At 34.2% G+C, this 12,088-nt stretch carries 14 protein-coding genes; 12 read left to right on the forward strand and 2 right to left on the reverse strand.

Annotated elements, in window-relative coordinates; genetic code table 11:
- Window positions 1-326: 326 nt before the first annotated feature.
- Window positions 327-626 carry an iron chelate uptake ABC transporter family permease subunit gene (locus ESZ54_RS12865; protein WP_136137929.1) on the forward strand — a complete coding sequence of 100 codons (300 nt, stop codon included), beginning with the start codon at window positions 327-329 and terminating at the stop codon, window positions 624-626.
- A 422-nt stretch (window positions 627-1,048) separates the two neighbouring features.
- Here ESZ54_RS12865 and ESZ54_RS12150 read toward each other — a convergent pair whose 3' ends face one another.
- A complete protein-coding gene (locus ESZ54_RS12150; RefSeq protein ID WP_136137917.1) occupies window positions 1,049-1,744 on the reverse strand; it encodes a YoaK family protein in 696 nt (231 codons plus the stop codon).
- Window positions 1,745-1,884: 140 nt separating this feature from the next.
- Here ESZ54_RS12150 and ESZ54_RS12155 point away from each other — a divergent pair, with 140 nt between their 5' ends.
- The 11 genes from ESZ54_RS12155 (at window position 1,885) to ESZ54_RS12205 (ending at window position 11,546) form a co-directional block, all read left to right on the forward strand.
- Window positions 1,885-3,444 (forward strand): LPXTG cell wall anchor domain-containing protein, encoded by a 1,560-nt coding sequence (locus ESZ54_RS12155; RefSeq protein WP_136137918.1) that lies wholly within the window; start codon window positions 1,885-1,887, stop codon window positions 3,442-3,444.
- A gap of 1,024 nt (window positions 3,445-4,468) precedes the next feature.
- Complete coding sequence (locus tag ESZ54_RS12160; RefSeq protein WP_136137919.1) at window positions 4,469-4,945, forward strand: LPXTG cell wall anchor domain-containing protein; 477 nt, start codon at window positions 4,469-4,471, stop codon at window positions 4,943-4,945.
- Complete coding sequence (locus tag ESZ54_RS12165) at window positions 4,945-5,721, forward strand: WxL domain-containing protein (protein WP_136137920.1); 777 nt, start codon at window positions 4,945-4,947, stop codon at window positions 5,719-5,721. The genes ESZ54_RS12160 and ESZ54_RS12165 overlap by 1 nt, the downstream gene beginning before the upstream one ends.
- A gap of 47 nt (window positions 5,722-5,768) precedes the next feature.
- Window positions 5,769-6,497: a WxL domain-containing protein gene (locus tag ESZ54_RS12170; protein ID WP_136137921.1), complete on the forward strand. Its 729-nt coding sequence runs from the start codon at window positions 5,769-5,771 to the stop codon at window positions 6,495-6,497.
- A gap of 24 nt (window positions 6,498-6,521) precedes the next feature.
- Window positions 6,522-7,385 (forward strand): WxL domain-containing protein, encoded by an 864-nt coding sequence (locus ESZ54_RS12175; protein ID WP_136137922.1) that lies wholly within the window; start codon window positions 6,522-6,524, stop codon window positions 7,383-7,385.
- Window positions 7,386-7,410: 25 nt separating this feature from the next.
- The gene (locus tag ESZ54_RS12180; protein WP_136137923.1) at window positions 7,411-8,094 is read left to right on the forward strand and encodes a WxL domain-containing protein; all 684 of its coding nucleotides are present in this window, start codon (window positions 7,411-7,413) and stop codon (window positions 8,092-8,094) included.
- A 32-nt stretch (window positions 8,095-8,126) separates the two neighbouring features.
- Window positions 8,127-8,843, forward strand: coding sequence for a WxL domain-containing protein (locus tag ESZ54_RS12185; protein ID WP_136137924.1), 717 nt, complete (start codon window positions 8,127-8,129; stop codon window positions 8,841-8,843).
- A gap of 40 nt (window positions 8,844-8,883) precedes the next feature.
- The gene (locus ESZ54_RS12190) at window positions 8,884-9,546 is read left to right on the forward strand and encodes a WxL domain-containing protein (RefSeq protein ID WP_136137925.1); all 663 of its coding nucleotides are present in this window, start codon (window positions 8,884-8,886) and stop codon (window positions 9,544-9,546) included.
- A gap of 29 nt (window positions 9,547-9,575) precedes the next feature.
- On the forward strand, window positions 9,576-10,190 hold the full coding sequence (locus tag ESZ54_RS12195; protein ID WP_162615191.1) for a WxL domain-containing protein: 615 nt from the start codon (window positions 9,576-9,578) through the stop codon (window positions 10,188-10,190).
- Window positions 10,191-10,216: 26 nt separating this feature from the next.
- Window positions 10,217-10,819: a WxL domain-containing protein gene (locus ESZ54_RS12200; protein ID WP_136137927.1), complete on the forward strand. Its 603-nt coding sequence runs from the start codon at window positions 10,217-10,219 to the stop codon at window positions 10,817-10,819.
- 94 nt (window positions 10,820-10,913) lie between these two features.
- A complete protein-coding gene (locus ESZ54_RS12205) occupies window positions 10,914-11,546 on the forward strand; it encodes a WxL domain-containing protein (RefSeq protein ID WP_136137928.1) in 633 nt (210 codons plus the stop codon).
- 218 nt (window positions 11,547-11,764) lie between these two features.
- Here ESZ54_RS12205 and ESZ54_RS12210 read toward each other — a convergent pair.
- Window positions 11,765-12,088: transposase (locus ESZ54_RS12210; RefSeq protein ID WP_162615058.1), on the reverse strand; the 324-nt coding region annotated here is incomplete at its 5' end.

Below are 12,088 nucleotides of genomic sequence, written 5' to 3' on the forward strand. Positions count from 1 at the left end.
TTCGAGTCCTACTGCCGGAGTATGTTTTGGACGTGAAACTAACCAGAGAGGTTAGTTTTTTTAGTAGTATTGAAGATTTATGGGTATCATTAAGGGTACCAGTAGATCTTTTTTTGTCGTCGGGAAAGAGTAAATGAATCGTGAAGAATATGATGTCCGAAAAAAATGTAACATTTTGTGATGTGATAGCAAATTTGACTGTCAAGAAAAATCCAGTTAAATCTTCTTTTTACTTGAACATTGTATTTTTTATTCTGATGATGTGAGGCTTATGAGTCGTGTTAAAAGTTTGATTCTAGAATAACTACGCATTGAACGATTAGCCCCTGTGTTTAACTCGTACACTTGCAGCTATAGCAGTTGTAAGTAGTCTTGTAGTATGTGGTGCATTCATGCAAAGTTTACTGAGAAATGAATTAAGAAATCTTGGAACATTAAGGATGAGCTCAGGATTATTTGTATGTTTGTATATCACTATCCTCATTTCAAGTGCCTATACATCAGTTCCTATTTTATTGTTTAATTGGAGGGATGATAGAGGCTATTATTATTTTTTCCAGGTTGATCACAAAGAACGAAAAATTTCATCAACGGATGATTACGCTACACATGGCATAGAAACGTGACCATACACATTCAAGACTCGCTTCTGATTTATTAGGTGCTTGTGTGGTTCTTGTAGACTTGAACAATCAGTATGGGATGTTCCAACAGGCATTATCAAATGCTATTCAGTATTCTTTACTGTCAATCTTCATTGCGAAAAGAGAACTAGGAGGTTGGCATGGAACGAGTTTGATTATACAGTTTTGTAATAGCTTATGAACAGATGCCCCTTGTTGATCACTTGAATATGACAATACCCATTGGAAAGTTGATAGTAATGATTGAGGCGAATTGTTATAGAATTTCAACTGTCATAAAGGTAATTGGACGATTAATTTGTGCTAAAAAAGCTAATGGAGCGGATATTTAGAAATTTAGTACCAACGGTAGGCTATCCAGTCTGTCTGACCTATAATTTAATGACGAAAAAAATAACCTTTCTCTAATGAAGAAGGTTATTTTTTTCAATTTTACGGAAGCGCCATATCATAAAACTTTCAAACAGAGCCAACCCAAAGACGGCAGTTGCAGGTATGAACAAGGATTTTTCACCAAGTTGCCATGTTTTATATAAATAAACAGTCGCAATTGCCCCACTAAAAAAAGCCGTTACAACAAAAAAGAAATGATGTGCTTTAATAAGATGACTACGGTCTTTTGTGGAAAAGTAATCATAGTAACTCACAACGAGACTTTTTAAGTTACCTGTTGTAAAAAGATTTGTGTAGGTTAATCCATTGATTTTATCAAATGCAACCCACTGAATAGCAGCAATAAAAGAGATAACATTTGTCACTAAAAGCGTATGTTGCATAAAATTTGAAATCCCGAGTACCATAAATATCAATCCTTCAAAATATAAAAATCCCAACCGCCAAGTCGTCACTTGCTTTTTACTAAAAAAATCAATCAAATATTTTGCAAAAAATATACCGAGACAGAAGCAAACAGTAGAGAGAAGTTTATCGCCTACGATTTTCCATTGATGATCAAAAGCTTCAATAATTGCTAAAATCAAATTACCAGTTTGTGCGGTAGCAAAGGTTCCATAATGGACATAGGTAAATCCATCCATTGCACCTCCAATAAAGGCAAGTGTTAAACCGACAAGTTGGTCTTCATGAAAATTATGTTTCAATCTTTACACCTTCAATAATAGAATTCAATAATTATATTTTAACATAAAAAGTAAAAGGTAACAAAATACACAAATTGGTTTGTAATGTTCTATAAATGATTATATAATGGATATATCTATGAGTTGAAAGGAGTAGTAAAATGAAAAAAATTAGAAAAATTGCTGTTGGCGTAACGTTTGCAACGTTATTGTTGGGAACCTCAGCTTTAAACGTAGACGCTATTGTTGCGAATTCAAATTCGAAAAGTGCAACACCTCTAGTGTTAAAATCAGACTCAGCTTTAAAGGATGTTGTCACAAAATTAAGTAATCAAGAGAATCTAAAAAAAGAAGATGTGGTTGCTGTTGAAAAGAAAATTGCGGACAATAAACCTGACGCAATTGTTAATTTAGAAGATCAAAAAGATGTAACAAAAGTGACGATTGATTTGAAAAATCAAAAAGATAAGAATTTAGTGGTTCAAGTTGAAGATAAGGTGTTATCAGATAAAGGTGATTTGAAAGTAACAGGACTTGATGAAAAACAAGAAGTCTTTTTTGTAGTTGATACAAAAGAAGAGGATACTCTAAAAGTTAATCGCGCATTAAAATTAGACGACAAGAAATCAGCGGATCAAGTTAATTGGGTATTTGCGGATGAAAAAGGACTCGCTGAAACTAAAGTAGAGACGCCTACAAATTGGCAAGGGGATGTATACTCTGCAAAATTAACACCAACTAAGTCAGGAAGTCCAGTGCACACATCTGATTCTCCAGAATTAGAAAAAATGGCAGATGCTGACAAAGAGGGAACAAAAATAGCCCAAGATAGTAAAAGTTATGCTTTAAGAACGCTTGGCTCTACTGATGATCCACAAATTAATGGAAAAGTTGTTGCAGAAGCAGAATCTACTGTTGGTAATGCAAGTGGAGAAGATACAACACCACCTGAGAAAAAAGTTGGTGAATTGACAGTTAAAGTTGTGGATGAAGCTGACAATAATAAAGTCTTAGAAGGTGCTGTTTTTGACCTTAAAAACGAAAAAGGTGAAAAAGTTAAAACAGCAATCACAACAGATAAAAATGGGATTGTATTAGTTGGTGACTTGGAAGTTGGTACCTATACTTTAGAACAAACAAAAGCACCAGAAGGTTATGATCTTAATACGACCACTGGAAAAGTTAAGATTGAAGAAGGTAAAAAAATGACATTTACATTCTTAAATAAGAAAAAAGATGTCCCTAAACCAGATGTTGATAAAGGAAAAGTAAAAATTATCAAAGTTGATAGTGTGAATAATACTATTCGTTTATCTGGAGCAGTCTTTGATATTTATGACAGCAACAATAAAAAAGTTGCACAAAATTTAACAACCAATTCATCAGGTGAAGTAGAATCAGGGATCTTAGCGTCTGGTAAATATAGAATTCAAGAAACAAGAGCACCTAAAGATTATCAAGATAATATTCATCAGACCGAGTTTTCTATTGCTAAAGGTGCAAACGGAATTACCCAGACAGTTGTGATTAAAGGAGTTAAGAAAACAACGTCAAGCACTACAAAATCAACAACTAAGGGTGGTATAACCTATATTCGGGAACCAATGGGGCAAACCAAAGTCTTACCTCAAACAAGTGAAGCTGATGGTCATGTTTTAACAATAATTGGTATTTTATTACTAACGATGGTACCAGTAACATTCTGGATTCGTAAAAAATAACGTAATATTTTGGTAAGTAAGCTATGAGAGTGTATCCAAGATAAAAAATAATAGATAAAAAATGTAAGGTTGACTTTTAGTCAGCCTTTTTTATTTGTCTTTGTACTGTTAATCGACAATCATATTAATCAAAAGATGGTAATACATATAGTAATAAGATGTTACATCCGTAAAACTACTGGATGTTAAATGATTACCATTCGGTATATTTATCACTTTCAAAACTAACACATCATAAGGGAGTAGTTGACAGTTTTGTGAAAGATTAAGTGTGTTAAAAGCATACGATAATTAGAAAAAATCATTAATGATAAAGTATTTGTCTGAAAAGCTATGTTAGAGTTTAGAAAAAAATTAAAAATAATACTAATTAAAAAAAATTATGATAATTCAAAGGAATAGAATTGCATCAATATAAATAATGATTATCTATTTTTAATAATAATGTTATGTTTTGTTAATTTTAAAAAATTAAGTTAGAAAAACATAGTTTAAATACCAAAATATATTAATAATTTCTAAAGATAAAAGACAGAAAAATGCCATGAAGTGTCAAATATATATTCCGTGTTAAACGATAATTATATAACTTGTTGAATTGTTAGTTTTTTTTGAAATAGTAAAGAATTACAGTTAAGTATGAATGTTACAAAAGATGACAAATTGTGCCTTATCTCGAAACGACATAGTGAACATATGGGTTTTAAGTATTTCGTTAAAGTCCAACCGGCTTATATAATGTACATAAATCTTTTTCTGTCCTTTAAGTTAAAATAACTAAGTGATCAAACCGTTGGTAATAATGATTCTTTTTAAATTGTGAAGATAATTAGAATTTTTTTTGTGTTTTTTTTAAAGCTAATCAGTTGTTAAAGAGAACAAATAATGTTAGTATAGCTTATAAGGTACGCTGAGTTTAAAGTCGAATACCATTTTTGTAAATATGAATAAAAAGCCATGCTGTTCCGGCAGAAATTTATGTTCTATTTATGGTTTTTTAATGAAGGAGGAAAGTGAATAAAAAATGAAAAATAAAGTACTAAAAGTATTAATGCTTGCCATGGTTATTGTTTTAGCCGTTTCCTTAACACCAACCGCCTTTGCAGAAGTTAATCAAGATACACCAGCCGCTGCTGAGACAAGCACAAGTAAACCTTCGGAAGCGAAAAAACCAGATGGCGATGTAGGTATTGGTTTTGGTACTAGGGAATCAGAATCTACAAGCACCACAACAACAAGCACCACCACAACAACAAGCGCGACAAGTTCTACAACGTCTACAACAAGCAGTACCTTAACAAGTTCGGATAATAGCACGACAACCAAGGGGACGAGCACGGGTTCTAACGGTACATCAACTAACTCTGGCATTACCAAAATTTTGCCACAAACAGGTGAACAACGCCGTAACTTAGCTGTAGTGGGTTTAGGAATTATACTCATCGTCATCGTGATTGTTATTGTTTATTATAAAAAGAAAAATAAAGGAGAGACTAAATAATGAAGAAAAACATTATTGGTAGTTTATTATTAAGTGCACTAGTATTAAGTACTGGTGTAACAGCTATGGCTGCACCGTCAACTGGTATTGAAACATCAAACGAAGCTGGGAAACGTGAATCAACTTCAAAAGTTCAAGTTGAGTTGCAGCCAGGAGATGATTCAACAACGCCACCGGTAGACCCTAACGAGCCAGATCCTGGTATTACAGATCAAAAAGGCCCATTAAGTATTGACCAAGTGATTATCTTTAATTTTGAAAGTCAAAAATTAGCAAGTAAAACCGTTAGAATTCCAATGAAACCAAAAGCAGGTCAAACTAAATTAAAACCAGCAAATATTCAAATTACGGATAAACGTGGTTCAGGTGCCGGATGGAATTTACAAATTAAACAAAGTGAATTAATTTCAAATGTTGATGGTACAGAGCGTATTTTAAAAGGTGCTTATATTGACATGAAATTGCCAACAATTAAAGGTACTGAGTTTAATTCACCAGACGCAAAAGGTCCAGTCGATGCAAAATATGATGCGAATTATAGCAATAAAGGACAATTCAGCAAAGTAATAACTGCTGAAAAGGATACTGGTATGGGAACTTGGTTAGCTTACTATAATGATGCTGGAAAAGATGAAGTTGTTGACGCTAAAACTGGTAAAGTTACAACTCCTGGAAATCATATTAAGTTAGTTGTACCAACAGGTGGATATGCAGGAACGTACACTGGTACTGTAACATGGGCACTATCTGATTCTCCTGAAGGCACACCAGCTTAATCCTGACTCTTAAGGAAATCGAAAAAATAAGAGGAGGGAGTATATAGATGAAAAAAAGAATCGTTTTTGTGACATTTCTTTTATGTAGCTTTATTGGTTTGATAAGTCAAGAAACAATAGCTGCTGAATCACCTAATATACGTCCTCAAAATTCTGTTCAAGTGATTAACAAAGAAGTTCATTCGAGCGTCAAGGTGACGTTAAATCCTGGTGATGAGGATGAAACCGACCCAGAAGAGCCAAATGAACCAAATGATCCAGATCCTGGTACACATCAAAAGGGACCATTGAGTATTGATCAAGTGATTAAATTAGATTTTGAAGACCGTGAACTTGCCTCTGGTTTTCAAAGAGCCAGCTTAAAAGCAAAAGGGCCTCAAAATATTCAAGTCACTGACAAGCGTGGTACTGGCAAAGGTTGGAGCTTACAAGTCAAACAAGGCGATTTAACAAGTGTTGAATCGCCAGATTATTCAATGAAAGGTGCGTACATTGATTTTCCAATGATGAGAATTCAAAGTGGAAAGGAAGTTGCAAAAGGAGTGCTTGCTCCAGTAGCAAATGACGTTGCATTTAATGAAGTGAATAAAAAAGACTTTGCAAAGATTATGACCGCAACAGATGGTCAGGGAATGGGTACTTGGCTGGGATTTTATAATGAGAAGACGAGCAAAAAACAAATCTCATTGGTTATCCCAACAGGTGGTTACAAAGGTGCTTATAAAGGCAATGTAACGTGGTTACTTTCAGAAGGACCGATAGTATATTCAGCATAAAATAAAAATTGGAGGTTTTTATTCATGAAAAACGTTAAATTAGTTAGCGCTGCAGCATTATTTGCAGTGGCAATAATTGGCGGACAAGTAGCAAATGCTGCACCTCGTCCACAAGATGTTAAAAAAGAAAATATTTCACGTGTAGAATTAAAAGCAGATGAAAACGAAAAAATAATTACACCACCAGATGTGGGCCCTCCAACAGGACCTTATGTATCAGTTGGTGTTTTAGGTATTACAAGTACAACAAACTTACTGTTCCCAGAAATTAAGTTAACTGGAAAGATTGAAACAGTAAATGCACAATATGTGGATGCAAGTAAAGGAAAAACAGAAAAACAAGATACTTACTTATCACCACTTTTAGCACCAAAACCTAATTTAGACTCTGGTGGATTTAGTGAATCTCAATTAGATAAAGTCTTTGTTCCAGGATACAGCGTGACTGATACTCGTGGTACTGGTCAAGGATGGCATTTAACAGCGTCTATCGGTAATTTTGAAAAATTTGCTGCAGACGGAAAAAATGTACTTCAGGAAGGTGAAGAAGGCTATCGAAAATTAAAAGGTGCGTTTGTGACTTTCCCTCCTGTAAAAGGAATCACTGTTAAAGAAGCAACAATTGAAAATCCAAATAACGTTGCTGCGGGTGTTAATGCGGTTCTTAAAGCTGGAGATCCAAATGCTGTATCATTAGCTAATGCGCCAGTAGAAGAAGGTCGTGGTGTTTGGGAATTCCGTTATGATCCTTATAAGATTACTTATAAAGGCGTAACAAGAACTAAAAATCCTGTAACGTTAACTGTTCCTGCTGATAATTATGCAGGTGCGTATCAAGCAACAATGACTTGGAATCTTGCAGATGCCCCAGTTGGCGACAATGCATAATTTGAGTTTTAGGAGGACGTTTTAAATGAAAAAAGCATTAAGTATCGTACTATTATCAACTGCAATTTTAGTGACAGCAACATCAGTTCATGCTGCTGAACCTAAAAAAATTGATAGTGACGCTACGATTCAAATGAAGGCTGGAACAAAACCGGTTGATCCGGTTGACCCAGTTGATCCGACAAAGCCGGGCCCTGACACTGGTACTGGACAAGGTGGTGAAATGCAAATTAATTATGTGACAAATTTAGATTTTGGTAGTGATGTTGCCATCACAAGTGGCACAACTAAGGCCAATGTTGGCACGAAATTTGTTCCTTATTTCCAAATCAGTGACCTACGTGGGACTGGTGCAGGTTGGGCTTTAAAAGCAACTTTAGGAGATTTTGTATCAAAAACTGATAGTAGTCGTAAAATTGCTGGTGCGACATTAACTTTTGACAATCCAAAAATCATGACAAATAATTCAGACAAAACTGAAGCAGCTGAAGGTACTGGAAAACAAGTGCTTACAGCAGGTGGTGGTTCTTCAGTTATGATGAAGGCAGCTAAAGGTAACGGCCGTGGAACTTGGTTAGTAACCTATCCAGCTAAAGATTTAAAAGACAATAGCAATATCAAATTTGAGGCACCAAGTAAAAATATTGATTCAAACACACAGTATGGCGCAAAGATTACTTGGGAATTATATGATGGACCAATGGTTTAATCAAATTTAAAAAGTGGAAGGAAATAAATATCATGAAAAAAACATTATTAGTAAGTACAGCAGTTTTAGGTGGCTTGTTTGTTGCTTCAACAACTGCATATGCAGCTCCTGGACCAGCTGTTTATGACAAGCAAGCGTCTGTCGAGTTAGTACAAAAGAAAGATCCTGAATTACCATATGATGGTTTATTAAAATTATCAAACTCATTTAATTTAGAATTTGGTAAAGCAAACATTGCTACAACAGATACATTTTTATCTACAAAAGTTTTAGATGATAAGAATAAACCGGTACCACCAAAAGAACCTCAATTATTAGTAGTTGAAGATATCCGTGGTGAGGGTTTAGGCTGGAAATTAGAAGTAAAACTTGGTGAATTTAAAGAATTTGAAAATAATAAACCAGTTGAAAATGGAAAAACTTTAAAAGGTGTTGAATTGTTCTACCCAAATACACAAATGACATCTGAAGGTACTGGTGATGCACCAGAAATTATGACTTATGATAAAGATTCATTTATCAAGGTGCCAACAGCTAGAAAAGGATTAATCATTCCAGCAACAAACCACGAAGATGGAGATAATGGCGCAGTCCTATTCAATGCTAAAGAAGGTACTGGTGACGGTAAATGGACAGCAGATTATGATGTTAACAAAAATCCAATCGAATTAAAAATTGCACCAGGTAATAAAGTTGGTAAATATCAATCGGTATTAACTTACACATTAACTGATACACCTTCTATTTAGGATAGTATATTTTAAAAGACAAATAAAGGAGACTTTCAAAATGAAAAAAATTATGTTATCAAGTACATTAGTTTTAGGTTTTGTTGCTGCAGCATCTATGGCTGCCAATGCAGCACTTCCTGATACAGAAACATCTTTAACATTAACTGGTAAACCAGTTGCTGAAGGTTTGAAAATTACAAAAGCGGACAAAATTACTTTTGGTACTGGTGAAATCGGAGTAGACACTCTATTCTTAGACACAAGTAAAGGTGAAGTAAAAAAACCTCAAGTTGAAGTAACTGATGTAACTGGGTTAAACGCTGGTTGGCATGTTACTGCAAGCTTATCAGAATTCAAAAAAGATGGAGCTGACGAAGTAATATTAAATGGTGTTCAACTATTCTTCCCGTTTTCTGAAAAATGGACAACAGGAAACAATCCTATCGTTGATGGGTCAACACCAGCAACACTTAAAGTAACAGATTTCACTCAAGGAACAACTGTAGCAAACCATAAAAACGGTGTTATTGTTTCACCTGGTGTTAATGGTGAAGCTAATATTATGAATGCAGCTGCAAAACAAGGTGGTGGACGTTGGAATATGGAATACTCAACTGAAGCTGGTAACCGTCCTATTTCAGTTCTAATTCCTTCTGGTAATCAACTTGGGAAATATACTGCAACATTAACTTACAAACTTGTAGCAGGACCAATGGCGTAATTATATAATTTGAAAAGGAGAAATAAATGATGAAAAAAATTATTTTAAGTTCAGCGCTTGTTCTTGCTGGAGTTTCAGCAATGGCTTTAGCGCCAACAGTAGACGCAGCACCATCAACAAAGGATGTAGAGACAAAATTTAAATTAAATCCTTCTACGGATCTTGAAGGGTCATTAAAAATTCTAGAGGCATCACCATTAGAATTTAAAGGACAGGACATTACGGATTCAGAACTTACAACTAAAATTGAAGATGCTAAACCAAGCATTATTAAGATTGATGAATTTAGTGGTAGTAAACCTGGTTGGAGTTTAAACGCAAAAGCTTCTCCATTGAAATCTGGAAGTGATACTTTATTAGGTGCTACTATTAAGTTTAAGTCTGGTGAGTTTACTCCGGATGTTACAAATATTGGGGGAACTGGTGCTCCAGTTAACGGTGCTAATTTTGATAAAGAAATTAATACTGATGGTAATAGTAGTGCTGTACAAATTGTAAAAGCAGAAGTAGGTACTGGTGCTGGTAAATGGGAACTTAAACATAAGGATATTGAATTAAAAATACCATCAGGTAACTCTGCTGGGGATTATAAAGGTACCATGACATACACATTAACTTCTGGTCCAACAGCACCTACACCATAATAATATAACTAAGGAGACGATATAAAATGAAAAAATCAATTTTATTATTCGCATCAACATTAACAGTATTAGGGTTAGCTACTATTGGAAACACTGCAGAAGCTGCACCAACTGATACTAAGGATGCAAAATTCAAATTAACAAAGGCTGATGATGGAACAGGTTATGATGTAACAGCATCGAATTTAGATTTTACTCAACAAAAATCATCAGCATCAATGATTGAAACTACTTCAAGTGCAGAACACAAAATTTCTGTAAATGATTTTAGTGGATCAAACTCTGGTTGGAATTTGAAAGTAAGTGTTGGAGACTTTAAAGGAAAATTAAATAATGTTGATGTGGTCTTAGCGGGAGCTGAAATTGAGTTTCCAGCTGACCCTACGATTGATAAAGTAGAAGGCGATACTGCTTCAGCTGCAAATTTCTTACCGGTAGCAAATACTCTTAAAATCAAACCAGGTGAAGCAGCTACTACATTAGCTAAGGCAGCAGCAAACAAAGGACAAGGTAAATGGGATATTGTTTATCCAGCAGGAACAATTAAGTTAAAAGCAGGCTCTGGTAACACTGCTACTGACTACACTGCGAAATTAACATATACATTAAGTGCTACTCCAGACGCATAAAAGAGTAAATTAAATGTAATTTATTGGCCCTTAAAACTTACTGAAAGTAATTTAAGGCTACTGATCTTAAATTACTTTTACGGAGGGGGATATTTTGAAAAAGATAAATATGAAAAAAATAAATTTAATGGTAATAACATTATTACCACTATTTTCGCTAATTTTATCTTCTGAAATTACATTAGCGGTAGATTCGACTTCTAAGGCAAATTTTGAGTTGACTGGGATTAAAAATGGTGGTTTTGAAGTTTCGGCTTCTGACGTTACTTTTGAACAAAAAACAGTCCATTCAACGGGAGTAGCTACAACTAACCAGAATAATGAAAGCACCATTAGAGTTAACAACTTTTCAGGCTATGCTAATCCATGGAAACTTAAAGTCTTTATTTCAGAGTTTGTTGGAACGAGTCCAACTTCAAAATTATTTGGAGCTAAAATAACTATGCCTATAACAAAACTTTCACCTGTGAGTAATTTTGATGCTGGAACTATTACAGCTATTAAACCTCAAGTTAGTGCAATTGAGTTGATACCATCTACTGAAACAGTCGATAATTCAAGAGTCTATATGGAAGCAACGCAAGGCAAAGGATATGGTGAATGGTTAGCTACGTTCGGTAATATAGACGATAAAAAACCAATGAGTTTAAGTTATGAGGCAGGAAGTAGTGCAGATTCGTATGTAGCGAAGATGACTTATAGTCTTGAATTTACACCTGAACCATAAGTGTTTTTCGGATAGATAAATGTGATAAGGTGATCTTAAATTTTAAGATCACCTTATTTTTATACTAGGATTGTATCTCCAGTATTGTTTAATTTTTTCTATAATGTATTCAATTATGGTATAATAAAATAAATCAATCATATATTTGAGCTAATTTCATAATTCACTTTTTAGAAAAGTAAACACTCGACCAATTTCAAAATCATTGTTTTTTGAAGTTAAGCGACTAGTTCTTTTCTATATTTCTCTTGTGACAATCGTTGTGCTGCAAAATTCTTTAAATTATAAGCTAGTTGAATCAATAATAGTTCCACTTGAACAATTTCTGATTGATAGTGTGTCGTATCATTTAATTTCATATGTTCTTTTAGATAGCCATTCACTCTTTCAACTGCACTTCGTTTAGCGTATAGTTTTTCCCAAGCTTTTGTTCCGCGTGCAGGATGATTAAATTTTCGTATATCACTACTTTGTTTGATTTTTATTACTTTCTGACATATTTTTTCATGAAATAGTGGACATTCACGACATTTTTGAAGTGG

It is taken from the genome of Vagococcus silagei (assembly GCF_004795745.1).
GTDB classification, from domain to species: domain Bacteria; phylum Bacillota; class Bacilli; order Lactobacillales; family Vagococcaceae; genus Vagococcus; species Vagococcus silagei.